General features: G+C 73.9%; 18 protein-coding genes. 4 read left to right on the plus strand and 14 right to left on the minus strand.

Annotation, left to right across the window (positions count from 1 at the left end; all coding sequences use genetic code 11):
• Positions 1–41: 41 nt before the first annotated feature.
• Both ACWCSV_RS17940 and ACWCSV_RS17945 read right to left on the minus strand, forming a co-directional pair.
• Positions 42–3,506, minus strand: coding sequence for an ATP-dependent helicase (locus ACWCSV_RS17940; RefSeq protein WP_451143214.1), 3,465 nt, complete (start codon positions 3,504–3,506; stop codon positions 42–44).
• Between the two features lie 384 nt (positions 3,507–3,890).
• A complete protein-coding gene (locus ACWCSV_RS17945; protein ID WP_451143338.1) occupies positions 3,891–4,418 on the minus strand; it encodes an MGMT family protein in 528 nt (175 codons plus the stop codon).
• 228 nt (positions 4,419–4,646) lie between these two features.
• Between ACWCSV_RS17945 and ACWCSV_RS17950 the strand changes: the two genes are divergently transcribed.
• Positions 4,647–7,496 (plus strand): lysylphosphatidylglycerol synthase domain-containing protein, encoded by a 2,850-nt coding sequence (locus ACWCSV_RS17950; protein ID WP_451143216.1) that lies wholly within the window; start codon positions 4,647–4,649, stop codon positions 7,494–7,496.
• 139 nt (positions 7,497–7,635) lie between these two features.
• A complete protein-coding gene (locus ACWCSV_RS17955) occupies positions 7,636–9,222 on the plus strand; it encodes an alpha/beta hydrolase (RefSeq protein ID WP_451143218.1) in 1,587 nt (528 codons plus the stop codon).
• Between the two features lie 84 nt (positions 9,223–9,306).
• Here ACWCSV_RS17955 and moeZ read toward each other — a convergent pair whose 3' ends face one another.
• The 12 genes from moeZ to ACWCSV_RS18015 form a co-directional block, all read right to left on the minus strand.
• Complete coding sequence (gene moeZ, locus ACWCSV_RS17960; RefSeq protein WP_327177860.1) at positions 9,307–10,485, minus strand: adenylyltransferase/sulfurtransferase MoeZ; 1,179 nt, start codon at positions 10,483–10,485, stop codon at positions 9,307–9,309.
• 85 nt (positions 10,486–10,570) lie between these two features.
• Positions 10,571–11,404 (minus strand): spherulation-specific family 4 protein, encoded by an 834-nt coding sequence (locus ACWCSV_RS17965; protein WP_451143220.1) that lies wholly within the window; start codon positions 11,402–11,404, stop codon positions 10,571–10,573.
• Positions 11,392–12,357: an NAD-dependent epimerase/dehydratase family protein gene (locus ACWCSV_RS17970; protein WP_328719545.1), complete on the minus strand. Its 966-nt coding sequence runs from the start codon at positions 12,355–12,357 to the stop codon at positions 11,392–11,394. The genes ACWCSV_RS17965 and ACWCSV_RS17970 overlap by 13 nt, the downstream gene beginning before the upstream one ends.
• Before the next feature lie 318 nt (positions 12,358–12,675).
• Positions 12,676–14,040, minus strand: a complete 1,365-nt coding sequence (locus tag ACWCSV_RS17975) for a hypothetical protein (RefSeq protein ID WP_451143222.1) — start codon at positions 14,038–14,040, stop codon at positions 12,676–12,678.
• Entirely contained in the window at positions 14,033–16,012 is a 1,980-nt protein-coding gene (locus ACWCSV_RS17980; RefSeq protein WP_451143224.1) for a DUF3492 domain-containing protein, read from the minus strand. Before ACWCSV_RS17980 ends, ACWCSV_RS17975 begins: the two co-directional genes overlap by 8 nt.
• A gap of 198 nt (positions 16,013–16,210) precedes the next feature.
• Positions 16,211–17,884, minus strand: a complete 1,674-nt coding sequence (locus ACWCSV_RS17985; protein ID WP_451143226.1) for a dipeptide ABC transporter ATP-binding protein — start codon at positions 17,882–17,884, stop codon at positions 16,211–16,213.
• Positions 17,881–18,870: an ABC transporter permease gene (locus ACWCSV_RS17990; RefSeq protein WP_451143228.1), complete on the minus strand. Its 990-nt coding sequence runs from the start codon at positions 18,868–18,870 to the stop codon at positions 17,881–17,883. The genes ACWCSV_RS17985 and ACWCSV_RS17990 overlap by 4 nt, the downstream gene beginning before the upstream one ends.
• A complete protein-coding gene (locus ACWCSV_RS17995) occupies positions 18,867–19,850 on the minus strand; it encodes an ABC transporter permease (RefSeq protein ID WP_451143230.1) in 984 nt (327 codons plus the stop codon). Before ACWCSV_RS17995 ends, ACWCSV_RS17990 begins: the two co-directional genes overlap by 4 nt.
• Positions 19,851–19,852: 2 nt before the next feature.
• Positions 19,853–21,577, minus strand: a complete 1,725-nt coding sequence (locus ACWCSV_RS18000) for an ABC transporter substrate-binding protein (protein ID WP_451143232.1) — start codon at positions 21,575–21,577, stop codon at positions 19,853–19,855.
• 386 nt (positions 21,578–21,963) lie between these two features.
• Positions 21,964–22,059: an Ms4533A family Cys-rich leader peptide gene (locus ACWCSV_RS18005; protein WP_327177851.1), complete on the minus strand. Its 96-nt coding sequence runs from the start codon at positions 22,057–22,059 to the stop codon at positions 21,964–21,966.
• A 78-nt stretch (positions 22,060–22,137) separates the two neighbouring features.
• A complete protein-coding gene (locus ACWCSV_RS18010) occupies positions 22,138–23,583 on the minus strand; it encodes a DUF3152 domain-containing protein (RefSeq protein ID WP_451143234.1) in 1,446 nt (481 codons plus the stop codon).
• A gap of 8 nt (positions 23,584–23,591) precedes the next feature.
• Complete coding sequence (locus tag ACWCSV_RS18015) at positions 23,592–24,557, minus strand: alpha/beta fold hydrolase (RefSeq protein WP_451143236.1); 966 nt, start codon at positions 24,555–24,557, stop codon at positions 23,592–23,594.
• 114 nt (positions 24,558–24,671) lie between these two features.
• On the opposite strand from ACWCSV_RS18015, the gene ACWCSV_RS18020 reads away from it, so the two are divergent.
• Both ACWCSV_RS18020 and ACWCSV_RS18025 read left to right on the plus strand, forming a co-directional pair.
• Entirely contained in the window at positions 24,672–24,887 is a 216-nt protein-coding gene (locus tag ACWCSV_RS18020; RefSeq protein ID WP_451143238.1) for a hypothetical protein, read from the plus strand.
• A 314-nt stretch (positions 24,888–25,201) separates the two neighbouring features.
• A complete protein-coding gene (locus ACWCSV_RS18025; protein ID WP_327177847.1) occupies positions 25,202–25,837 on the plus strand; it encodes a TetR/AcrR family transcriptional regulator in 636 nt (211 codons plus the stop codon).
• Positions 25,838–25,858: the final 21 nt, after the last annotated feature.

The following is a 25,858-nucleotide window of genomic DNA, read 5'->3' on the forward strand; positions in this document are numbered from 1 at the left end:
GGGCCGTACGTCCGGCGGTCGGCGCGCGGTTGTGGTCACCGTCACTCCACCACGTGGCGCCCCTCGGGCTGGGCGCTGCAGGAGGCGCGGAAGGTGCAGTGGCCGCAGTGCGTGCCGGTGGTGGGGGTGAAGCGTTCGTCGAGGACGCGTCCGGCGGCGGTGGCGAGCAGGTCGGAGACCCATTCCCCGGCGAGCGGCTGCTGGGCCTGCACCTGGGGCGAGGTCTCGCCGCCCTCCTTCTTGGGGGCGGGGCGGCGCAGCTGGACGAGTTCGGCGCCGCCGGGTTCGGGGCGCCGCCCGTCGAAGACCTCGTCGACGGCGCCTTCGCGGACGGCCAGCTGGTAGACGGCGAGCTGGGGGTGGCGGGCCACCTCCTCCTTGGTGGGTGCCTGCTTGCCGGTCTTGAAGTCGACGACGTACGCCCGGTCCTCGGCGTCGCGTTCGACGCGGTCCATGGAGCCGCGGATGCGGACGGCGTACTCCCCCGCCTCGAGGGTCACGTCGAAGCCGTGCTCCCCGGCGACGGGGGTGCGGCCGGAGCGGTCCATGACGTGCCAGTGGAGGAAGCGTTCGAGGGCGGCGCGGGCCTGACCCTTCTCCTGGTCGGACTTCCAGGGGGCGTCGAAGGCCAGGCCGTTCCAGACCGTGTCGAGCCGTTCCATCAGGACGTCCAGGTCGGCGGGGGTACGGCCGGAGGCGACCTCGTCGGCGAGTACGTGCACCACGTTGCCGAAGCCCTGGGCGGCGGTGGCGGGGGCGTCGGCCTTGACCTCGCGGCCGAGGAACCACTGGAGCGCACAGGTGTGGGCGAGCTGGTCGAGGGCGCTGCCGGACAGCACGACGGGCTGGTCCCGGTCGCGGAGCGGGACGGCGGACCGGGTCGGCTCGTCCAGGCCCCACCAGCGGTGCGGGTGGGCGGCGGGCACCAGCGGGCGGTCCTCGTCGTCGGTGAGCGCGGCGAGCCGGGCGAGGCGCTGGGCGGCGGCCTCGCGCAGCGCGTCGGAGGCGGCGGGGTCCACGGTGGTGGCGCGCAGTTCGGCGACGAGGGAGGCCACGGCGAGCGGCCTGCGGGGGCGGCCGGTGACGTCGCGGGGCTCGACGCCCAGTTCGGCCAGGAACCGGGACGGCTGGTCGCCGTCGTCGGCGGGTGCCTTGACGGCGGTGACGATCAGGCGTTCGCGGGCGCGGGTCGCGGCGACGTAGAAGAGCCGGCGTTCCTCGGTGAGGAGCGCGCCGGGCGTCAGGGGTTCGGCGAGTCCGTCGCGGCCGATCCGGTCGGCTTCCAGCAGGGAGCCCCGGCGGCGCAGGTCGGGCCAGAGCCCTTCCTGCACCCCGGCGACCACGACGAGCCGCCACTCCAGGCCCTTGGAGCGGTGGGCGGTCATCAGGCGGACCGCGTCGGGCCGGGCGACCCGGCGCGACAGGGTGTCGGCGGCGATGTCCTGGGCGTCCACCTCCTCCAGGAAGTTGAGCGCGCCGCGCCCGCCGGTGCGTTCCTCGGCGCGGGCCGCCGTCTCGAAAAGGGCGCACACGGCGTCCAGGTCCCGGTCGGCGTTGCGCCCGCCGGCGCCCCCGCGCAGCGCGGCGCGCTCCAGTCGGCCGGGCCAGGGGGTGCCGTTCCACAGGGTCCAGAGCGCCTCCTCGGCGGTGCCCCCTTCCTGGAGGAGGGTCCGGGCCCGGGCCAGCAGGGTGCCGAGGCGCTGGGCGCCCCGGGCGTAGACGGGGTCGTGGGTGGCGAGGCGCTCGGGTTCGGCGAGGGCCAGTGCGAGCAGCTCGCCGGAGGGCGGCGGTACGCGGTTGCCGGCGGCCCGCTCGTCGTCGCGCAGGGCCCGGCCGAGGCGGCGCAGGTCGGCGGCGTCCATGGCGCCGAGCGGGGAGGTGAGCAGGGTGAGGGCGGTCTCCTCGTCCAGCACGCTCTTCGCGGGAGCGGTCACGGTCGCGGCCACCGCGCCGTTTCCGTCCGTGTCGCCGGTGTCGCCGGTGTCGCCGCTGTCGCCGGCCGGTGGCTGACGCAGGGCGGCCTCCGCCACCGCGCGCAGGGCGGTGAGCAGCGGGGCGACGGCGGGTTCGTGGCGGAGCGGGAGGTCGTCGCCGTCGACCTCCAGCGGCACCCCGGCGGAGGTCAGCGCCCGGCGCACGGAGGGCATCGAACGCCCGCCGGCGCGGACCAGCACCGCCATCTCGTTCCAGGGCACGCCGTCCTCCAGATGGGCGCGGCGCAGCAGGTCGGCGATGTTGTCGAGTTCGGTGGAGGCGGTCGGGTAGGTGTACGCCTCGGCCCGGCCGCCCTCGCGGACGGCGGAGAGTTCGCGGTGGGCGCGCACCTTGTCGGCGGGCAGCCGGGTGAGCGGCATCCGGCGTGTGAGCAGCCGGGTCGCGGCGAGCAGGCCTGCGCCGGAGCGCCGGGAGGTGGTGAGGACGCCCACGGGCGCGGGGGCCCCGTCCGCACGCCGGAAGACATCGGGGAAGTCGAGGATGCCGTTCACGTCGGCGCCCCGGAAGGCGTAGATGGACTGGTCCGGGTCGCCGAACGCGATCAGCGTCCGGCCGCCGCCCCGCGCCTCTCCGCCCGGCGCCTCTCCACCCGGTACCGCTCCGCCCGGTGCGCCCGCGCCGGGACCCGTGCCCGCCGGCGTGCGCCCCACGCGGTTGCCGGCCAGCGCGTGCAGCAGCCGTACCTGGGACGGGTCGGTGTCCTGGTACTCGTCGACGTACACGGCGTCGTACTCCCCGGCCAGCCGCTCCGCGACCTCGGGGCGTTCGGCGAGCAGGACCGCGCGGTGCACCAGTTCGGCGTAGTCGAGGACGCCCTGCGCGTCCAGCACGTCCAGGTACTCCGCGAGGAACTGGGCCGCCGCGCCCCAGTCGGGGCGGCCGGTGCGGCGGGCGAAGTCGTCCAGGGCATCCGCGTCGAGGCCCAGCTCGCGGCTGCGGGCCAGGACGGCGCGCACCTCGTCGGCGAAGCCTCGGGTGGTCAGGCAGGCCCGCAGTTCGTCGGGCCAGCGGATGTGGGTGCGGCCGGACTTCTCCAGGTCGAGCTGGCCCGCCAGCAGTTCGCGGACGGTGACGTCCTGTTCGGGCCCGGAGAGCAGGCGCAGCGGGTCGGCGAAGAGGTCGGCGTCCTGGTGGGCGCGGATCAGGGCGTAGCAGTACGAGTGGAAGGTGGTGGCCTGCGGTCCGCGGGCCGCGCCGAGCCGGGCGGCCATCCGGTCGCGCAGTTCCACGGCGGCCTTGCGGCTGAAGGTGAGCACGAGGATGCGGGCCGGGTCCGTACCGGCGGCCACCCGCGCGGCGACGGACTCCACGAGCGTCGTGGTCTTGCCCGTGCCGGGTCCGGCGAGCACGAGGAGCGGTCCGCCCGGGTGATCAACCACCGCGCGCTGCGCCGCGTCCAGCACAGGGGGCTCCACCGACCCGGGGGGCGTGCGCACCAGCCGGTACGCGCCCGGCGCCCGCCGTCGCGTTTCGCGGGGCGGGTCGTGCCGGGTGGTGGAGGAGGAGCTCACTGGTTCGCCGGTCCTGTTGGTGGTGCGCTGAAGGGTGACGCACGGGCTGGTGGTGCGCTGACGGGTGACGCACGGGTTGGTGGTGCACCGGACTGATGCCGGCGCGCGGGCTGGTGGTGCACCGGCCGGGGCGGGTCGGGGGAGGTCGGGAGAGGTGGGAGGGGTACGCGGATGGAAGCGGTACGGCAGAGGCCCGGCTCCGCGCCGGGCATCGACGCTACGCCAGTGGGGGCGCGGGCGGACGCGGGTCCGCTGCGTCGCTCGTCACGTGCGCGGTTCGCGCGGGCCCGCCCGGGGTGTACCCGGCTCCGTCGGGCCCGTCCGGCGACGCGCGGGACAGGGGACCGGAGGAGGGCGACTGCCGGGCTCCGATGGCCGAAGCTGTCAGGTGTGAGCTTCCTCGCCCCTGTCCGGTCCGGCGGTCCCGCCGGGTTCCCCGGTACCGCCGTCCCACCGCGCGCGCCGCATGTCGATCCGCGGCAGATGCCCCTCCGCCGACCGGGCGGCACCGCGCAGCGGGGTGCCCTCGTCGCGGTAGTGGCCCAGGGCGCGGAGTTCGTGGCCGGGCAGGAGCGTGCCGTCGGACCGTACGACGCGCCACCAGGGCACCGCGGAGCCGTAGAGCGCCATCGCCCGGCCGACCTGGCGCGGTCCGCCGTCGCCCAGCCACTCGGCGACGTCGCCGTAGGTCATGACGTGGCCGGGCGGGATCAGGTCGGCGACGTCGAGGACCCGCTCGGCGTACTCCGGGAGCTCGGCGTGGGCCTGCGCGGCCGGGGCACCGGCCGTACCACCCTCCGCCGCCCGCCGGCCGGAGGTGGCGTCGGCCACACCGTCGTCCGCGCCGTCGTCCGCGCCGCCGTGCCGGGGCGTCCGGTCCTGTCTCATCCGTCCCATCTTGCCGTACGCCACCGACATCGGGGCGCCCGTGCGGACATTTCCGGAAGTCCCGGCGGGGAGCGCGCGAACCGCGCCGGCCGGGAACGCGCGCCCGGGCAAAGGAGCGAATCCTCCCCCTCGCGCGCGCGGGCAGTGCACCCTGATGGCTCCGTGTGTCCTCCCGCCGTGCCACCATCGTGCGGGCGGTGACCGGTGATACGAGAACACGAAGATCGACCAGATGCGACGAAGGAGCAGGGCGTGCAGCCATCCCGGGCGGCGGACGCCTCCGATGCCGACTCGCAGCCAGGCGGCTCCGGCTCCACGCCGGATCCCACCGGTGACCCCACCCGTACGGAGAAGGCCGCGGCCACCGAAAGCCCCGGCGACACCGGCGAGGCATCCGGCGCGTCAGGCGCACCGGATGCCGCACCCGGCACCACCCCCGACGGCCCGCCGCGCCTGACCGGCTCGACCCGTGCGGGCACCGGCGAGGGTCCCACCGAACGCGTCTCGGGCGACGAGCCGCTGCTCGCCGCCCGGGTGCACCGCCCGTCCGACCTGCTGCGGCTGCTCGTCGGCGTGCTCGCCATCGCGGTGCTGCTGGCCGTCGCCGCCTTCGCCCAGGGCACGACGACGGGTCTGGAGGACGACATCTCCCGGGGCACCGAGCAGGCGCCCGACCTCCTGATCAAGATCGCCGGGCTGGTGTCGAGCATCGCGGTGCTGCTCGTCCCGGTCGCCTTCGCCATCGAGCGCCTGATCAAACGCGACGGGCTCCGCATCGCGGACGGGGTGCTCGCCGCCGTGCTCGCGCACGGGGTGACCCTCGCCACCGATCTCTGGGTCTCCCGGTCCGCCCCCGGCTCGATCCAGGACGCGCTGACCCAGCAGCAGCCCGGTCACGCGCTGACCGACCCGGTGCACGGCTACCTCGCGCCCGTCATCGCGTACATGACGGCGGTGGGCATGGCGCGGCGCCCGCGCTGGCGGGTCGTGCTCTGGGTGGTGCTGCTGCTCGACGCGTTCGCCATGCTGGTGGGCGGGTACACCACCCCGTTCTCGATCATCCTCACCGTGCTGATCGGCTGGACCGTCGCGTACGGAACGCTGTACGGCGTCGGCTCCCCGAACGTCCGGCCCACCGGCCAGCACCTGATGGCCGGTCTGCGGCACGTCGGTTTCCGGCCGGTCGCCGCCCTGCGCGCCGAGGAGCCGCCCGAGAACCCGGACCAGAACGACCGGGGGCGGCGCTACCGGGTCACCCTGGAGGACGGTCCGCCGCTCGACGTGACCGTCGTGGACCGGGAGCAACAGGCGCAAGGGTTCTTCTACCGGGCCTGGCGGCGGATCACGCTGCGCAGCATCACCCAGCGGCGGACCGTCCAGTCGCTGCGCCAGGCGCTGGAACAGGAGGCGCTGCTCGCGTACGCGGCCATCGCGGCCGGGGCGAACGCGCCGAAGCTGATCGCCACCTCCGAGCTGGGCCCGGACGCGGTGATGCTGGTGTACGAGCACATCGGCGGCCGGTCGCTGGACGCCCTGGAGGACGCGGAGATCACCGACGAGCTGGTGCGCGGCGCCTGGGAGCAGGTGCGGTCGCTCCAGTCGCGGCGGATCGCGCACCGCAGGCTCGCGGGGGACGCGATCCTGGTGGACGACGAGGGCCAGGTGTACGTCACCGATCTGCGCGGCGGCGAGATCGCGGCCGGTGACCTGATCCTGCGGATGGACGTGGCCCAGCTGCTGACCACGCTCGGTCTGCGGGTGGGGGCCGAGCGGTCGGTGGCCGCGGCGCTCGCCGTGCTGGGGCCGGACGCGGTGGCCGGGTGTCTGCCGCTGCTCCAGCCGATCGCGCTGACCCGCTCCACCCGGGCGACCCTGCGCAGGCTCGCCCGCGAGCGGGCGCAGCGGGAGCGCGAGGCGGCGCTGGAGGCCTCGGACGCGGCCCGCCGGGACCGTGCGGAGTCCGCTTCCTCCTCGGTGGCCTCCCCCGTCGACCGGAAGTCGGAGCGGAAGTCCGAGCGGAAGTCGGTGCGTACGGAGAAGCAGGCCGAGAAGCGGGCCCTGGACGAGGCACGGGAGGAGGCCCGCGAGGAGGACCTGCTCACCCAGATCCGCCGCCAGGTGCTGCTGATCCGCCCGCAGGCCCCGGTCGAGCCGGTCCGGCTGGAGCGCATCAAGCCGCGCACCCTGCTGAGCTTCATCGCCGGGTCCATCGCCGCGTACTTCGTCATCTCGCAGATCACCCAGGCCGACTTCGGCACGGTCGTGGAGGAGGCGGAGTGGGGCTGGGTGGCGGCGGCGCTGGGCTTCTCGGCGCTGAGTTACGTGGCCGCCGCGATGAGCCTGCTGGGCTTCGTGCCCGAGCGGGTGCCGTTCCGGCGGACGGTGCTGGCGCAGGTGGCCGGGTCGTTCGTGAAGATCGTGGCCCCGGCGGCGGTCGGCGGGGTGGCGCTGAACACCCGTTTCCTCCAGCGCCAGGGGGTGCGGCCCGGTCTCGCGGTCGCGAGTGTGGGTGCTTCGCAGCTGTTCGGGCTGGGCTGCCACATCCTGCTGCTGGCCCTGTTCGGGTATCTGACGGGTACGGAGAAGACGCCGGACTCGCTGACCCCGTCCCGTACGGTCATCGCCGGGCTGCTCACGGTCGCGGTGCTGGTGCTGGTGGTGACGGCCATCCCGTTCCTGCGGAAGTTCGTGGTGACGCGGGTGCGGTCGCTGTTCGCGGGGGTCGTGCCGCGCATGCTGGATGTGGTGCAGCGTCCGCAGAAGCTGGCCACCGGCATCGGCGGGATGCTGCTGCTGACGGTGCTGTTCGTGCTCTGCCTGGACGCGTCGGTCCGGGCGTTCAGCGGGCCGGACGTGCCGCAGCTGTCGTACGCGAGTGTCGCGGTGGTCTTCCTCGCGGGCAACGCCCTGGGTTCGGCGGCGCCCACCCCGGGCGGCATGGGCGCGGTGGAGGGTGCGCTGACGATCGGTCTCATCGCGGTCGGGCTGCCCAAGGAGGTCGCGGCTCCGGCGGTGCTGCTGTTCCGCGTGATGACGCTCTGGCTGCCGGTGCTGCCCGGCTGGCTCTGCTTCAACCAGCTGACGCGCCGGGGCCAGCTGTAGCGAGGGGCGTGCGCCGCCGGAAGTGCGTGCGCGTACGGCTCCCGGCGGCGGACGGTGTCCGCGTCCCCACTACCGTGGCGGCACACATGTCGTGCCGGGGCGGTCCGCCGCTCCGGGCACCGGGGAGGACGACGACACCATGTACATGCACCCACGCGCTCGCCGCGTCACGGCTCTGACCGGGGCGGCGCTGCTCACCGCGGTCGCGCTCGCGGGCTGCGACGGCTCCACGGAGGCCGCCCCCTCGGACAAGGGCAGCGCGACGGCGGGGACTCCGGCCGCCTCCGCGACCGCCACGCCCGCACCCGCCACCACCGCACTGCCGACCGCGCTCACCTCGCAGAAGGCCGACTGGACGAAGTGCGAGGCCCCCGAGGGCGGTGAGGCCCCCGGCAGTCGCTGGCGGTGCGCCACCGTCCAGGTGCCGCTGGACTACGGGAAGCCGGACGGGGAGACGATCGGCATCGCTCTGATCAAGCGTCAGGCGACCTCCACCGGGCGGCGGATCGGCTCGCTGCTCTTCAACTTCGGCGGCCCGGGCGGCTCCGGGGTGAGCATCCTGCCCCAGGCCGCGACCTCGTACGGGAAGCTCAACGCCCGTTACGACCTGGTGAGTTTCGACCCGCGCGGGGTGGCCGCCAGCGAGGGGGTGGACTGCCGGAGCGACGGCGCGACCGAAGCGGCCCTGAAACGCGTCGACATGACCCCGGACACGCCGGCGGAGGAGGCGGCCTTCCTGAAGGACGGCGCGGACATGGGCGCCGGCTGCGAGAAGGGCTCGGGCAAGGTCCTGCCGTACCTGACGACCACCAACACGGCCCGCGACATGGACCTGATCCGCCAGGTGCTCGGCGACCGGAAGCTGTACTACTTCGGCATGTCGTACGGCACGGAGCTGGGCGGTACGTACGCCCACCTCTTCCCGGAGAACGTCGGCCGGGTGGTGCTGGACGCGGTCGTGGACCCCACGGCGGACACACTCGGGCACGCCCGGAACCAGGCGACCGGCTTCCAGCGCGCACTGGAGAACTACCTGAAGGACCGGGGCGAGGACCCGGAGGCGGGGAGCGCGCGCATCGCCCGGCTGCTCGCGAAGCTGGACAAGGACCCGCTGCCGACCGACTCCGGCCGCATGCTCAGCGAGTCGCTCGCCGTCACCGGCATCGTCGCTCCCCTCTACGCCCAGAGCAACTGGCCGACGCTGACGCAGGCGCTCGACGAGGCGGAGAACAACGGCACCGGCAACACACTGCTCGCGCTGGCCGATTCGTACAACGGCCGTGACGAGAACGGGCATTACGACACGATGTCGCAGTCCCAGCGGGCCATCTCCTGCGCGGACAGCACCGCACGGCCGACCGCCGACGAGGCCCGGGCGCTGCTGCCGGAGTTCCGGAAGCTCTCGCCGGTCTTCGGCCCGTTCCTCGCCTGGGACACCGCCGGCTGGTGCGCCGGCTGGCCGGTGGCCGGGGAGCACGCCACCCCGGAGGCGAGCGCCCCGGGCGCGGCGCCGGTCCTGGTGATCGGGACGACCGGCGACCCGGCGACCCCGTACGAGGGCGCGAAGCGGATGGCGGAGGAGCTCGGCGAGGGCGTCGGCGTGATGCTCACCAACAAGGGCGAGGGTCACGGCTCCTACGGCAACGGCACCTGCGTGACCGCGAAGACGGACGCCTACTTCCTGGACGGGACGGTTCCGGCGGACGGCTCGGTCTGCTCGTCCTGACGCGGTACGGACACGGGTCCGGGTACGCGAGGAGGGGCCGTGCCACGGTGTGATCGTGGCACGGCCCCTCCTCGGCGCGCGGGTCTAGTACACCGGCTTCGACGGCTCGATCTGGTTGACCCAGCCGATGACGCCGCCGCCCACGTGCACCGCGTCGGCGAAGCCCGCCGACTTGAGGACCGCGAGGACCTCGGCGCTGCGGACACCGGTCTTGCAGTGCAGGACGATGCGCTTGTCCTGCGGCAGGCCCTGGAGGGCGTTGCCCATCAGGAACTCGTTCTTCGGGATCAGCTTGGCACCCGGGATCGAGACGATCTCGTACTCGTTCGGCTCGCGGACGTCGATGATCTCGATCTTCTCGTCGGCGTCGATCCACTCCTTGAGCTGCTTGGGAGTGATCGTGGAGCCGAGCGCCGCCTCCTGGGCCTCCTCGGACACGACGCCGCAGAAGGCCTCGTAGTCGATGAGCTCGGTGACGGTCGGGTTCTCGCCGCAGACCGCGCAGTCGGGGTCCTTGCGCACCTTGACCTGGCGGTACTGCATCTCCAGCGCGTCGTAGATCATCAGACGGCCGACGAGCGGGTCGCCGACACCGGCGAGCAGCTTGATGGCCTCGGTGACCTGGATGGAGCCGATGGACGCGCAGAGCACGCCCAGCACCCCGCCCTCGGCGCAGGAGGGAACCATGCCCGGCGGGGGCGGCTCCGGGTAGAGGCAGCGGTAGCAGGGGCCGTGCTCGGACCAGAACACGGACGCCTGTCCGTCGAACCGGTAGATGGAGCCCCAGACGTACGGCTTGTTCAGCAGTACGGCGGCGTCGTTGACGAGATAGCGGGTGGCGAAGTTGTCCGTGCCGTCCACGATCAGGTCGTACTGGGCGAAGATCTCCAGCACGTTCTCGGCTTCGAGCCGCTCCTCGTGCAGGATCACGTTCACGTACGGGTTGATGCCCAGCACGGAGTCCTTGGCCGATTCGGCCTTGGAGCGGCCGATGTCGGCCTGGCTGTGGATGATCTGGCGCTGCAGGTTCGACTCGTCGACCTCGTCGAACTCCACGATGCCGAGCGTGCCGACACCAGCGGCGGCCAGGTACATCAGGGCGGGCGAGCCGAGGCCGCCGGCGCCGACACAGAGCACCTTCGCGTTCTTCAGCCGCTTCTGTCCGTCCATCCCGACATCCGGGATGATCAGGTGGCGGGAGTACCTGCGGACCTCATCGACGGTGAGCTCGGCAGCCGGCTCGACCAAGGGTGGCAGCGACACAGGAACCTCAACAATGCAGGTGGTCGGTTTCTACGTACTTCAGTTACGTACGGTTGTTCTCCCGGTAACACTGCCACGCCCCCACTCATTCCGAGATACCCGGTCCGATCCGCGAGACGATTTCGTCCCAGTAACCGGGCAGCGCCGCGAATGGATCGGTTTGTCGGTTACGTCCATCCCGGTCGGTGAAGAAGATCGTGCCGGCGCCCTGCCACCGCGCGATGCGCATCGCCTCGTCCAGGTGGGTGCGCGGGACGCCGTGGACGAAGTGCGCGAACCGCTCGGGCGGGTACTCGGCCGTCCACTGGGCCACCTGCGACCAGCGGTAGTCGGGCCAGCACCCCCGGAAGGTGACGAGTTGGTCGGCGGCCTCGGCGTAACCGGGGTACGGATGGGTGCCGAGCCCCAGCACGATCCGCCCGCCGTCACCCGCCGGGGCACCGCGGTCGACCTCGCTCTGCGCGACCAGTTCGCGCAGGGTGACGGTGAGCCGGCGGACCGCCGGGAGGCCGGCCCGCTCGGTGGGGCAGCGGCCGAGGTAGAAGCCGCCGACCCGGTACCAGTCCAGGAACCGCTTGGCGTCGACGACGAGATCGCCGAACGGCCGTGCCCCGTGGACGAGATCGAGATGGCCGAGCAGCCGGCCGCCCGTGGCGGCGGCGCCGGGAGCGCACCCCTGCAGGGCGCGCTCCCGGGCGATGTGCAGCTTTCCCGCCGCTTCCAGGCAGTGCGGGTCGGGCCGGGTGCCCGGCCCGTCCGCGATGTTGAGGACCGCCCAGTGCAACGGTGTGCCGGGCCGGGTGAGTTCCGCCCACTCCGTCGGAGCGAGCAACGGGTGAGCGTATCCAGGCACACCGAAACCCATCTGCTCATTGCCGCTCGCCCGGCGGGCCGTTCCCGTGCCGGTCAGATGCGGCACGCCGCCTCCATCCAGATATCGGCGAGGGACTCCTCCAGGTTGATCCGGGGGCGCCAGCCCAGTCGGTCCCGGGCGGTGCGCACATCGGCCTGCTGCCAGGCGCCGCAGCCGTCCGGATAGGGCGACGGGGTGGCCGCGAGGTGCTCCATCACCGATTCGGCGGAGGTGCGCTGGGCACCGATCGGGAGGCGGCCGGGCGGCACCTCCAGCTCGTGGAGCACACCGGCGAACCCGGAGACCCGGGCGAGCACCGCGGCGGCGTCGCGCAGCCGGACGGCGCGGCCGGTACCGATGTTGACGACGCCCTGGGCGGCGGAGAGCGAGGCGGCGTGCACGGCCCGCGCCACGTCCCGTACGTCCACGAAGTCGCGCTGGACGCCGAGCCCGCTGAGCTTCAGCTCGCCGTCGCCGGACTGCATCGCGCGGCGCATGGCCTCGGCGAGCCGGCCGAGCGGGGAGCCGGCCGGGGTGCCGGGGCCGACCGGCGAGAAGACCCGCAGCACGACGGCGTCGAGCCCGGAGCCGAGGACGAGTTCGGTGGCGGCCAGCTTGCTGACGCCGTACGGGCCGCCGGGGCGCGGCACGGCGTCCTCGGCGGTGGAGGACCCGGGCTGCGAGGGCCCGTACTCCGAGGCGCAGCCGACCTGGACGAGTCGCGCCCCGCAGCCGCTGCGGCGCAGTGCCTCGCAGACGGTGGCGACGGCGACGGTGTTGTGCCGGGTCAGTTCGCGGGCCTGGCCCCGGGTGGCCCCTGCGCAGTTGACGACGACCCCGGGGTGGACGGCGTCCAGGAAGCGGGTGAGCGCCCCGGGGCTGCCGCCCGCGAGGTCGAACCGTACGTCGGCGTCGTCGCCCCGGCCGAGGGCCGTGAGATGGACGGCCGGGTCGGCCAGCAGGCGGTCCGCGACGAAGCGGCCGAGGAATCCGTTGGCGCCGAGCAGCAGAACCCTCATCGTGCACTCCCTGGGTGCCGGCGGCGAGTGGCCGGTGCGGCGGGTCGGCGGGTCATGTCCGGTTTCTCCTTGATGGGAAAGGCGTGTGCGGTACGGATCTCCCGCGGCGTCGGCTCCGCGGGCGGTGGGAAGTACGGGGTGGGGCGCGGTGGTACGGGGTGGTCGGTGCGCGGTGGAACGGGGGTGGTGGGTGCGCGGTGGTACGAGGTGGTGCGGTCGTCGGCCGGACCGGGCACGGTCCGGCTGCGGGGCCCTCGCGGCCGGTGCGCGCGGCACTCGGTGCCCGGGGCCGGTGGGCCCGGTGCCGGCGCGCGGGGGTCAGTGCCGGTGGTGGGCGGAGGCTCGGGAGAGCGCCACGGCTGCGTGCGCCAGCAGCCCGAGCGCCCCGCCGCCGCAGGCCAGGGCGGGCACGGCGCCGGTACCGCCCGCCATCACCAGCAGGTCGACGGGCCGGGCCAGGAGGCCGAGGCCGGGCAGCCGGCCGCTCAGCACGAGGAGCGGGGCCACCGCCTCGACCGCGCAGGCGGCGGCCAGCGCGGTGACGGCGGGGACCGGAAGGCCGTGCGCCGTCTCCAGCCTGGCCAGGAAGAGCAGCAGTCCGAGGGCGTAGGCCGAGAGCGGGACGCCGTGTCCGCCGTACCCGAGGCCGGCGAGGAGCATGAGCGGCGGCAGGGCGGCGAGGAAGAGGGCGACGCTCGTCAGCAGCACCGGTCGCACCCCCGCGCCGAACTCCTCGAGCGCCCGGCTGCCGCCGAGTTTGCGCCGGGCGTGCACCGCGAAGAGGTGGGCGCACCAGGCGGCCGGGACCACGGCGAGGGAGAGGCCGAGGAGCGGGGCCGGGGTGCCGGGCCAGTGGCCGTCCGGGCCCCCGCTGAGGACCTGGGCGAGCAGCTCCTCCCCGTACACCGCGTAGCCGAGGAGCCAGCAGGTGTAGCGGGCGGTCCGGCCGGAGCCCGCCGGGGCGTGCAGCGGGCCGGTGGCCAGGGCGGACCGCAGCGCGAGGAAGACCAGCAGGACGCCGGCAGCCGTCAGGACGTTGCGTGCTCCGGTGCCGAGCGCCCCCTCCGTCACCCGGAGCGCCCCCACGGTGGCGAGGCAGGCGGCCCCGGGCAGCAGCGCGTGCAGCGTCCAGGCGGCACGGTGGTCGGGATCGTGCCCGGTCCGCCGGTCGGCCACCGCCCGGACCGGGCCGGTGGCGGGCCGGGGTACCCGGGCGTAGAGCTCCTCGGCCAGCGAGAAGACGTCCCGGTGGCGGTAGCGGGCGGCAGCCCGGTCGGTGAGCCCGTGCGCCTCCAGACCGGCGGCGATCTCCAGCGGGTCGACGGCGCGCTCGCAGAGCTCGCGGTGGCGGTGGAGCAGGGCGCGCACGGGGTCGGCCGGCGTGGGGACGGCCCTCGGGTCGGGGATGGCCGGCGCGAGGCCGTTCGGCACGGGGACGGTCGCGATGGGGACGGTCGGTGCGGTGTCCGTGGGCGCGGTGTCCGTGGCCGCGGTGCCTGCCGGCTCCGCGTGTTCCGCCTCCGCGCTCTCCTCCGGAGCGCGCTCGGCCGCCGGGGCGGGTGACGACGCGGGGGCGGGCGAGGGACCGTTCGGCACGTCGAGGGCTTCGGGCGCGCGGCCCATGAGGATTCCTCCGTACGGTTCGTTGCCCGGGGCGGACAGGTGGTCGAGGGGGTCACGCATCGCCGTCACCCGCTCCGGCAGCCGCGGCGGCGCCGACCTTCTCGGGTGCCACCGCCCAGGACGTGGTCCGCCCGGCGGCGGCCCTGACGGGCCGTCGCCCCGCTGGTTCGGTACGGGGGCGGCCGTGGCGTACGTACTCCTCGGGTGGGACAGCGAAGGGGCGGGGCGCCGAGGCGTCCGGTGTTCCGCCGCTCCGTGCGCTCCCGGCCGCCGGGCGGCCGGTGGCGGGCGCGGTGCCCGTCGGGTGCGGCGGGTGGCCCGTGGTCAGCTCCTCGTAGAGCGCGCGGAAGGCGGCGAGGTTCTGCTCCACGGTGAAGAGTTCGAGGGCGCGCTCCCGTGCCGCCGCACCCAGGCGCGCACGGCGCTCCGGGTCGCGCAGCAGCGCCAGGCAGGCGTCCGCGAGCGCCGGGGTGTCGCGCGGGGGGACCACGAGGCCGGTGCCGCCGATGACCTCTGTCACCGCGCCCACGTCCGTCGAAACAGTGGCCCGGCCGCAGAACATCGCTTCCACCAGGCTGATCGGGAAGCCCTCGACGACGCTGGACAGCACGACGACCCCGCCCGCCGCGTACGCCCCGGCGAGATCGTCCGCTCCGGAAGCCCCGCCGATCTCCTCGAAGGTGACCGGGCGCACCACGCCCCCGGGTCCTCCGGCCCCGGGCTTCCCCGCCCCCCGCGCGTCTCCGCCCCCGTTCCCGTCCCCGGCCTCGTCTCCGGCCCTGTCCCCGTCCCCGTCCCCGTCCCCGTCCCCGACAAGGGTCCCGGGGAAGAGCAGCTCCGCCAGGGCGCGGCAGTGCGCGAGGTACGCGGCGCCTTCGGCACCCTCGGCGGGGGCGCCGAAGATCCGCAGCCGGGCCCCGGGTTCGGCCCGGTGCACCTCGGCGAAGGCGTGCAGCAGGGCGACGAGGTCCTTGGCGGGCTCGACCCGGCCCACCCACACCAGGGTGTCCGGACCGGCACCGTCCCCCTCCCCCACCTGCGGGAAGCGCCCGGTCTCCATGCCCGGGTACACCGTGCGCAGCTTCGCGGCGTCCGCACCGCAGCGCTGCTGCCAGCGGCGTACGTGGGTGTTGCCGGGGGTCACGACGGCGGCCTGGCGGTAGACCTCGGCCGCCAGGAGCGCGTGGAAGTTGGCGAGCAGGGCGCGTACCGGCGCACCGAACGGCGCGTCCGAGGCGGAGAGGTAGTGCGTGCGGAGCGGCAGTCCGTGCTCGGTGACCAGGAGGGGAACACCGAAGAAGCGTTTGGCCAGCAGCCCGGGGAGGGCGGCGGTGCCACCGGAGGCCGCGTGGCAGACGTCCACGCCGCCGAGCGCCTCGGCGGTGTACCAGTCGAGGGAGAGCGGCAGCAGCAGACGGGCGAGTTCGGCGGCGAAGGCCAGGTGGTCGGTGACGGTGGCGCGCTGCACGGTACGGCCGGTGCCACGGGCGCGGCAGGCGGATTCCAGCACGCGCAGGGCCGTCTCGGAACGGAGTGCGGCGGGCAGTCCGCCGTGCTCCCGGGCCAGTTCGGCGAGTCCGTAGAGAGCGTCGCCGAAAACCTCGGCCGGCCCTTCCGCCGCCCGCCCGGCCCCGCCCGGCGCGTCGCACCCGGCGGACACCGGCGCACCGGCACCGGAGGCGCCGACCGCCGTGGCGAGCGCCGTCAGATGCGCCGTGAAGCGCCGGCGCTCGCGGCGCCCGTAGGCGCCCCCGCTGCCCGTCACGAACCGGCTGAGGCGACCGCCCCGTTCGTCCTGACGCGCACTCGCGTCCGGAGTGCCGGGCCGCGTGGTCCACAGCGGCGCGGTACGCACCTGCCCCACCTGGGGCGGCAGGCTGACCCAGCCGAGCTTCTCCTGGTGGGCGGAGCGGCTCAGCGCGTAGAGGTCGAACTCGTGCTGGGGCAGACCACGAACCAAGCGGTCGCACCACAGTCTGGACTCACCGTCCGCATACGGATAACCGCCGTCGGTGAGCAGGCCGATACGCACGAGTACACCCCCGATCTCCCATGTGGGCGGCCACCGTTGGCCGGTGACCAGCGTCGGGACGACCGTAAGCGGATACGCCGGTGGCGCGACGGACGGTTGTCCGTCACGCCACCAGAAGGGGTGAACCGGCGTAACTTTCCCGCTCTTTGTGCGTTTCGCCGCGAAACACCCCTCGGGGCGCCTCCGCCGCACGCCCTGTCAGGCCGCGGTGAGCTCCTTGCGCGCGGCCCGCCGGGCCGCCGCCACCCCCGGGTCGAGAGCGGGCACGGCTGCCAGGAGCTGCCGGGTGTACGGGTCCCGGGGAGAGCCGTACACCTCCTCGACGGCACCCTGTTCGACGATCCGTCCGTGGCGCATGACCGCGACCCGGTCGCTGACCTGCCGGACCACGGCGAGGTCGTGGGCGATGAAGACGAGGCCGATGCCGAGTTCCCGCTGGAGTTCCGCGAGGAGCGCGACGACCTGGGCCTGGGTGGTGACGTCGAGCGCGGAGACGGGCTCGTCGCAGACGATGATCCGGGGTTCGGCGGCGAGCGCGCGGGCGATCCCGACCCGCTGGCGCTGCCCGCCGCTGAACTCGTGCGGGTAGCTGTCGTACCGGGCCGCGTCCAGCCCCACGCGCTCCAGGAGTTCGCCGACCCTCAGCCGGATGCGGGTGTCGTCGCGCTCGCCGGCCGCGCGCAGCGGATCGGCGACGGACTCGCCCACCGAGCGCCTCGGGTTGAGGGAGGCGACCGGGTCCTGGAAGATCATCTGGAGCTCGCGCCGGTGCGGGAGCAGTTCCCTCGCCGACAGCGCGCCGATCTCCGCGCCCGCGTAGCGGAGCCGGCCGTCGGTCGGGTCGAGAAGACGTACCAGCATGCGCCCGAGGGTGGTCTTGCCGCTCCCGCTCTCACCGACGATGCCGAGCGTCTCGCCGGCCCGGAGGGTGAGCGAGACTCCGTCGACGGCCGTGACCCGGTCGCGGCCCCGGCCGAACTCGCACCGCAGGCCCAGCGCTTCGAGCAGCGGCTCCCCCTCGTCGGCGGCCCCGGGGACGGCGGCCCCCTCGTCGGCGGCCCCGGCCCGGGGGGCCGCGGGAACGCGTGGGCCGCGCGGCGCGTCGACGCGGGGAACGGCCGACAGGAGCGCGCGGGTGTACGGGTGCCGGGGAGCGCCCAGCACCTCGGCGACCGGACCGCGTTCGACGTCCCGGCCGCCCCGCATCACCAGGATGTCGTCGACGGTCGAGGCGGCGACCCCGACGTCGTGGGTGACGAGCAGCAGTCCCATGCCGGTCTCCCGGCGGAGGTCGTGGAGCAGGTCGAGGACCTGCGCCTGCACGGTGACGTCCAGGGCGGTGGTCGGTTCGTCGGCGATGAGCAGTTCCGGCTCGCAGGCCAGCGCCATGGCGATGAGCACCCGCTGCCGCATGCCGCCGGAGAACTCGTGCGGCCGGGAGCGCGAGCGGCGTACCGGGTCCGGGATGCCGACCCGGCCGAGGACGTCCACCGCGCGGGCCCGGGCGGCGCGCCGGGACACCCGGTGGTGCACCCGGTACACCTCGGCGATCTGGTCGCCGACGGCGTAGTAGGGGTCGAGCGAGGAGAGCGGGTCCTGGAACACCATGGCGGCCTTGGCTCCGCGCAGCGCCCGCAGTCCCGCGTCGTCCGCGGCCTGTACGTCGACCCCGGCCACGGTGACCGAGCCGCCCACGGCCGCCCCGGTCCCCCGGTGGAGGCCGAGCAGGGCGTACGCGGAGGCGCTCTTGCCGGAGCCGGACTCCCCGACGACCCCGAGGGCGGCGCCCTTCTCCAGGGTGAAGGAGAGGTCGTCGACGGCGCGCACGCCGCCGAAGTCGATGGTCAGACCGGATACATCGACCAAGCTCATGACAGCACCACCCGACGGTCGGCCGCCGCGTGCAGGATGTCCGCGACGACGTTGGCGAGGACGACGAAGAATCCGGTGACGAGCACCAGTCCGACGACGACGGGGAGATCGACGGTCTGGACGGCGTCGACGAGTTCCCGGCCCACGCCGGGGATGTTGAAGAGCGACTCCGTGAGCACGGCGCCGCCGAACATCGTGCCGATGTCCACCGCGCCGAGTGCGATCACGGGTGCGAGCGCTCCGCGCAGGGCGTGCCGGACGACGATCCGCCGTTCGCTCACCCCGTAGGCGCGGAAGGTGCGCACATGGTCCTCGGCGAGGGTCTCCAGCATCGCCGCGCGGGTCATCCGGGCGTACGGGGCGGCGGAGACGAGGGCCAGCGAGACCCAGGGCAGCAGCAGGTTCCAGAACCACTGTTCGGGGTCGTCGGTCAGCGGGACGTAGACGGGGAACGGGAGGATCTGCAGCGTCGAGCAGCAGACGATGATCAGCATCAGGCCCAGTACGAACACGGGCGTGGCCATGCCCGCCAGCGTCACCCCGGTGAGGATCCGCTCGGTCGCCCGGCCGCGCCGCCACACCGAGAGCAGCCCGGTGCCGACTCCGACGAGGATCCAGAGCACGAAGGCGCCGGCGGCGAGCGAGGCGGTGGCGGGGAGCTTGCCGAGGATCAGCCGCATGACCTGCTCGTCGTCCCGGTAGGAACGGCCGAGGCAGGGTGCCGGGCAGTGCTCGGTGCCGGTGCCGGTCGAGTAGTCGTGGCCGGTGAAGAGTGACTGGACGAAGTGGGCGTACTGCACGTACACCGGGTCGTCTAGCCGGAGTTGCGCGGTGACCTGGGCGACCTGGGCGGGCGAGCAGCGCGGGCCGCAGGCGATCTGCGCGACGTCGCCCGGGGCGACGTAGAAGACGGCGTACACGAGGACGCTGAGGGCGAGGAGCACGAGGAGCGCTCCGCCGAGACGCCGCAGCAGGAAGCGGGTCATGCGCCGGCCTCCTTCTTGGTTCCGGTGCCGACCCGCAGCCGCGAGGCGACCCGGGGGTCGAGGGCGTTGCGTACCCCCTCGCCCAGCACCGTCAGCGCCAGCACGGTGACGAAGAGGAGCAGGGCGGGGACGAGCAGGTAGGTGGGCGCGGCCTGGTACCAGGTGTCCGCGTCGCTGAGCATCTGTCCCCAGGACGGCGTGGGCGGCTTGATGCCGACGCCGAGGAAGGAGAGCGCGGCCTCCATGACGATGTTGCCGGGGAAGAGCAGCACGGCGTAGGTGATGACGGGTGCGGCGAGGCCGGGCAGCAGTTCGCGCCGGGCGATCCGCGCGCCGCTCCAGCCGCTGAGCCGGGCGGCGGAGACGTGGTCGGCCTGTTTGAGGGCGAGGGTCTGGGCGCGTACGACCTTGGAGAGGTGGGCCCAGCCGACGAGCCCGACCATGCCCGCGATCAGCACGGGACGGGGAAAGCCCGCGGGGACCACGGCGAGCGCGCCGAGTGCGGTGACCATGACGGGGAGGGCGACGACGACGTCGGTGGCACGGCTGATCACCTGGTCGACGAGGCGGTTGCCGAGTCCGGCCGCCATGCCGAGGGTGACGCCGATGGCGGCCTGGACCAGGGTGGCGGCGAGTGCCACACCGAGCGAGACGCGGGCGCCGTAGACGACGCGGGCGAACAGGTCGCGTCCGGTGAGGGGTTCGACGCCGAGCCAGTGGTCGGCGCTGATCCCGCCGAAGGAGCCGAGGGGGACGCCGCCGGTCGCGGAGTCCACCAGGTCGGCGTGGAAGGCGTTGGGGTCCTGGCCCTCGGCCGCCGCGAGCAGCGGGGCGGCCAGGGCGGTGAGGGCGAGCAGCGTGACGACGACGGCCGCCACGAGTGCGGAGCGCCGGGCGCGGAGCCGGCGCCAGAACGGGAGCGCCCCGGAGGCGGGGGCCGTGTCGGTCCCCGCCTCCGTGACCAGCAGAGCTTCGCTCATGGCTACTTGACCGAGACCAGGGCGATGTCGAGGACGCCGGTCCAGTCGCTGATGACGACGTTCTTCACGTCCGCGCCGTAGAGGCGCTGGTAGACCGGGTGGAAGAGCGGCACGGTCAGTGCCTGCTCGCCGATCTTCTTGTCCAGGGCGCCCCAGCGCGCGGCGGCGGCGCCGAGGTCGGTCAGCTGGTTGATCTCGTCGATCTCCTTGTTGACCGAGGCGTCGTTCAGGCGGCCGGTGTTGAAGTTGTAGCCGTCCTCGACGATCTGGCGGCCGTCGAAGATCGGCGCGAGGAAGGGGCCGCCCGAGGGCCAGTCGGCGCCCCAGCCGGCGAGGAAGAAGCCGGGCTCGGTCTTCACGTTGTACGCGGTCTCCGAGTAGGCGTTGTCCTCCAGGCCCTGGAGCTTGACCGTGATCCCGGCCTTCTTCAGGGCTTCCTGGATCGCGGTGGCGACCTCGGGGCTGGTGGCGAAGTTCTTCTCGTTGTCGTGCGTGAGGGTGACGGTCAGCCCGTTCGGGTAACCGGCCTCCTTCAGCAGCGCCTTGGCCTTGGCCGCGTCGCCCGTGTCACCGGAGGGGAAGGCGTCGTACGGCGTGTACCCGAACGACTTCTGCTCGGGCAGGAAGGTGGTGGCGGGCTCGGCGAGCGAGGAGCCGCCGGCCGCGTTGATGACGGAGGTGCGGTTGACGGCGTACGAGATCGCCTGGCGCACCTTCGGGTTGTCGAACGGCTTCACCTTCGGGTTGAAGGCGATGTAGTTGGTGTAGCCGAAGTGGCCTTCGCCGACGCGGGCGGCGAGGGCCTTGTCGCCGGTGACCTTGGCGAGCTCGGCCGGCCCCAGGTTGGTGTCGGTGGTGACGGCGGCGGCGTCGGCCCCGCGCGAGGCGGAGAGGCGCTGGTTGACGACGGCCGGGTCCAGACCGGAGCGGACGTCGATCTTGTCCGGGTAGGCCTTGCGCTCGGAGTCGGTCTTCTCGGACCAGTAGGGGTTGCGCTCCAGGACGAGGTGCTCGCCGTCGCCCTCGTTGGAGACGACCTTGTACGGCCCCGAGGAGACGGGGTGGTTCTCGTAGGTCGCGCCGGTGTCCTTGGCCTGCGGCACCGGTGTGGTCTGGGTCTGCGTCGCCAGGTAGGGGAACTCGCCCTCCGGCTTGTTCAGGTGGAAGACGATGGTCCGGTCGTCGGGCGTCTCGATCGACGCGAGGCCCTTCTTGTCCTTGTACGGCCCCGCGTAGTCGGCGCCGCCGATCAGCCAGTCGCGCAGGTAGGGCGCGCCGCCGGAGAGTTCGGCGGCGAAGGAGCGCTCGATGCCGTACTTGACGTCCGCGCTGGTGATCGCGGTGCCGTCCTCGTACTTCAGCCCGTCCTTGAGCGTGTACGTCCACACGGTGGCGTTCTCGCTGGGCGTGCCCAGGTCGGTCGCCAGGTCGGGGACCACCTCCGCGCCGGCGGCACCGGCCTCGCGGTTGCGGGTGGTGAGGGTGCGGAAGACCAGCGAGGGGACGGCGCCGCCGCCGGAGGTGTAGAGACGCGCCGGGTCGAAGTTCGTCTGGGGGGCGCGGTTGAGGACGCTGAGGGTGCCGCCCTTGGCGGGAGCGGCCGAGGAGGCACCGGAACCGGCGTCGCTCCCGCTCTCCTTCGGGCCGCAGGCCGCGACGGACGAGCCCACGACGAGAACCACGACGGCCGCTGCGACGCGGCGGGATATGACGGACGGTTGACGCATCGGAAGAGGACCTCTCGGTACCGCTCGGCCGGATCGGCGAGCTGAAGAAAGCAGGAGAAAGCAGGAGAAAGCGATGGAAGGCGGCCGGTCGGGAGATGGCGCCGGAGCACGGGGGGCCGCGGAAGCGCGGGTGCTTCACCGGGGGCCCGTACGCGTCGCGCGAGGGCCTGGGGGAAGGAGGTCCGCCCGGCCGCCCGGCGCGTCGGGAATCGGGCCAGGTCCCGGAGGAAGCGGACCCGGGCCCGGGCCCGGAGGAACCGGGCCCGGGTCATCCGCCGGAAGGGGCCGCGCCTGCGGGCCGGTGGGTGCCGGGGACGTGGGCCGGAGCGCCGTGCCGGATGCCCTTCGGGGCTGCGGACGACGGCCGGAGCACGACCGGGCAGGGGTCAGCGACAGAGAATGTCGGCGACGCAGTGCCTGGTCACGCCGATGAGCGCGCGCTCCAGGGCGGCGCTCTCGGAGGTGATCAGAATGCGTGACATGCGGAGAAATATGAACGACCGCTCATCGGCATGTCAATGCGAAATGAGACGGTCGTACCAATATATGGACAAGCTGAATCAACTGACCGGGTACACCCACGGGTTGGGCTTGCACTTGATGCCGTCGATGTCGAGTGATTTCGTCTGCTGCTGCATCACGGGCGCGAGCGTTCCCGGGGTCCGGCAGCTCACGTGGTTGTGTCCGAGCCGGTGCCCGACCTCGTGGTTGATGAGCATCTGCCGGTAGGGCAGGAGCTTGTCGGGGCCGAAGGTGACCGAACCCTGGGCCCACCGGTAGGCGTTGATCATGACGCGCTCGGTGGCCGCGGAGTCGCAGGAGACGTTGTCCTCGGTGGTGTCCAGACCGGACTTCTCGCACCAGACTCCGGTGGTGCCGGGGCTCGCCAGGGTGATGACGAAGTCGGGCGTGCCCGTGGAGATCCGCTCGAACGTCATGTCCCCGTGGTGCGCCCAACTGCGGTCGTCGTTGAGGGTCTTCTGCACGGCTTCGGCGAAGAGACCCTGGTCGAGGCCGAGTCCCGCCTCCACGTCGATCCGGTAACGGTACTTGTGCCCGGTGCCGGGCGCCTTCGCCGCGCCCGGGACGACCTCGAACTTCCCGCCGCCCGCCAGGTCGGCGGCGAGGGGGTAGGGCGTGGCCATCTTCTCCTCGTACGACATGGCCTTGAGCGGTGCGGACTTGGCCGTCCCGGGGGTCGGGCGGGTGTCGGAGCGCGAGGCTCCCTGGCCGCTCCCCCGGGTGTCGGACGCCTGCGGGGAGCCGTCTCCGCCGGGCCCCCGGGCCACCTGTCCGGCCACGATCACGGCGAGCACGGTGGTCACCGCGGCCGCCGCGATACCGGTGAACGTCCGCCCCTTGCCGCCCCGGCCGCCCGTGCCCGGGGTGCCTTCGGTGCCGTCGCCCGCGCCGTCTCCGGCGCCGCCGTCCGGGCCGCCGTCCGGTTCGTCGTCGCGCCGGTCCCCGGCCGCGGGCCCCTCGGTGGGCGCGGACACCCGCGAGGGGACGGGCCGCACCGGAAGTCCTACGGACGGGGCGTCGAACGCCTCCACGAACTCGGGCCGGGGGCCAGGTATCAGCGGCGTGGCACCGGGCGCGGGCCGGGACACCGACCGGCCGACCGCCGCATGCGCAGCGCCCTCCGGCCGCCGGCCGGGCGGGAATTCGCCCGAACGTGTCTGCTGCCGGGCCGGGCCGACGGACTGTGCGGGCCGTCCGGACTGCGGGGCCTCGCCGCGGCCGTAGCGCGGCTGCGGTCCCGTGCCCCAGCCGCCACCGGGTTCACGCTGTTCGGGATGGCCGCCGCGCACCTGCGGGACGCCCTGGAACGGGGTGTCCGCGGCCGCGTCGGCCGGCCGCTGCCCGTCGCGTCCGGCGGGCGCCGGTTCGGGCGCCCGCCTGCGGCGGCCACTGCCGGAGCCCGCCCCCGGCGCACCGGCCTGGGCCGGTGCGGCTTCGCCCGCCGGGCCTTCGGCCCCGGCGCCCCTTCGGCTGTGTCGTCCCACGCCCCGGATCAGCTCCCGTCGTTGTCGTCCACCAATTCCCGGATCGCCTGGGCGACCGCCTCCGGGTACTCCATCATCGCCACGTGCCCGGCCTCGGGCAGTGACAGCAGGCGCGAGTCGCGGAACGCCCCGGAGGCCTTGCGCGCCATCCGGTACGAGACGAGCTTGTCCCGTCCGCCGTACACCAGGAGCGTCGGCGCGAGCACCCGCTCGGCCTGGCGCCACAGTCCCTGCTGCCCGCCGAGCGTGTACGCGTCGACGATGCCGCGGGCGGAGCGGGCCATGGCGTCCCAGAAGTACGGCAGTTCCAAACGCCGTTCCATCTCGGCCACCGCCTGGCGGAACCCCTCCTCGGTGATCCGCGACGGATCGCCGTAACAGAGTGCCATGACCCCGCGGGTGCGCTGCTCGGCGGTCATGCCCCGGCTGAGCCGGGAGAAGAGCGCGGCGACCCCGGGAAGCGCGAGCAGCCCGGTCGGTACGGCCGGGCGCTGGACGCGGATCTCGGGCAGGGCGGGCGAGATCAGGGTGAGGGAGCGCACCAGGTCGGGGCGGACGGCCGCGACCCGGGTGGAGACCGCGCCGCCCAGCGAATTGCCGATGAGGTGGACCGGACCGCGCGCCTGCGCGTCGAGCAGCCGGATGACCGCCCGGGCGTGCGCGGTCACCGAGTAGGCGCCGTCGTCCGGCGGCGGGGAGTCGCCGAAGCCGGGCAGGTCGACCGCCTCGCCGTCCACCACGTCCGCCAGCAACGGCATCAGGGCGGACCAGTTCTGCGAGGACCCGCCCAGCCCGTGGACGTACAGCGCCGGAGGGAGCCCGGCGCGCACGCCGGGCCGGGAACGGACGGTCAGGCTCAGCCCGGCCAGGGGGACGGTGCGCAGACTCTCCCCGGACCCGACGTGCACGGCACTGACCGTGGGGGCGACCGCCGCGGCGGCGGCCTGGACACCCGGCAGCTCGGTCGAAGACATGCGGCAATGTTACGAGACGATCACGCGCTGATTCATGTGTTCGCGGTCACAGGCCGCATCGCGGGGCAGGAGTCAAGCTCATAGGCTTCGGATGAGGGACGGAAGGGAGTCACCATGACGGTCGACCCGAGCGACCCGGAGACGTTCGAGAACGAGCAGCCGGACCCGCCGGGACTGGAGGCCCCCGACGCGGACGCCGCGGAGCAGCGTACGGAGGTCCGGCAGGAGGACGACGACCCGCTGACGGAGGCCGGCGACGAGGAGGCCGACGCGGCGGACGTCGCGGAGCAGACCAAGGTGGTCGTCGAGGACGAGGACGACTACCGCTGAGCCCGCGCCCCACCGGCCGCCACCGCGGCCGGTGCCGGGGCGGACCGGGCCCGACCGCCCGCCCGCCGGGAGGGAGGGTCCGGGAAATGACCGAAAGTCGCCCCGCCCTGGATGATTACCGACGAAACGTGCATGTCAGGACCGCTTCGTCCCGGCCCGGACGAGGTTGCGACCCCGGTCCATGGCTACCGGAGTTGTCCGGTCCGTGAAATTCTGCGTCCGCGCCGCGCGCACCCGGGTTACCCAAAAGTACGATGGCCATGCGGCGCGGTCAGCAGTGGACACCGTGTCGGAACACACATTTGGGAGGCGGCGTGAGCGCCATCGAGCAGACAGAGGCAGCGCGCCCGCGGGGCACTCGCCTGCCCCGCCGCGCCCGACGCAACCAGCTCCTGGGCGCCGCCCAGGAGGTCTTCGTCGCACAGGGGTACCACGCCGCCGCGATGGACGACATCGCCGAGCGGGCCGGCGTCAGCAAGCCGGTCCTCTACCAGCACTTCCCCGGGAAGCTGGAGCTGTACCTGGCCCTCCTCGACCAGCACTGCGAGTCGCTGCTCCAGGCCGTGCGCACCGCGCTCGCGTCGACGACGGAGAACAAGCAGCGCGTCGAGGCCACCATGGACGCCTATTTCGCGTACGTGGAGGACGAGGGCGGCGCCTTCCGCCTGGTCTTCGAGTCGGACCTGACCAACGAGCCCGCCGTGCGCGAGCGGGTGGACCGGGTGTCCCTCCAGTGCGCCGAGGCGATCTCGGACGTCATCGCGGGCGACACCGGCCAGTCCAAAGACGAATCGATGCTGCTGGCCGTCGGGCTCGGCGGGGTCGCGCAGGTGGTGGCCCGCTACTGGCTCTCCAGCCCCTCCGGCATCCCGCGCGACACGGCGGTGCAGCTGCTCACCTCGCTCGCCTGGCGCGGCATCGCGGGCTTCCCGCTGCACGGGGCCGAATAGCGGTACCCGGCGTGTTCGCTG

Source organism: Streptomyces sp. NPDC001770 (genome assembly GCF_053596135.1).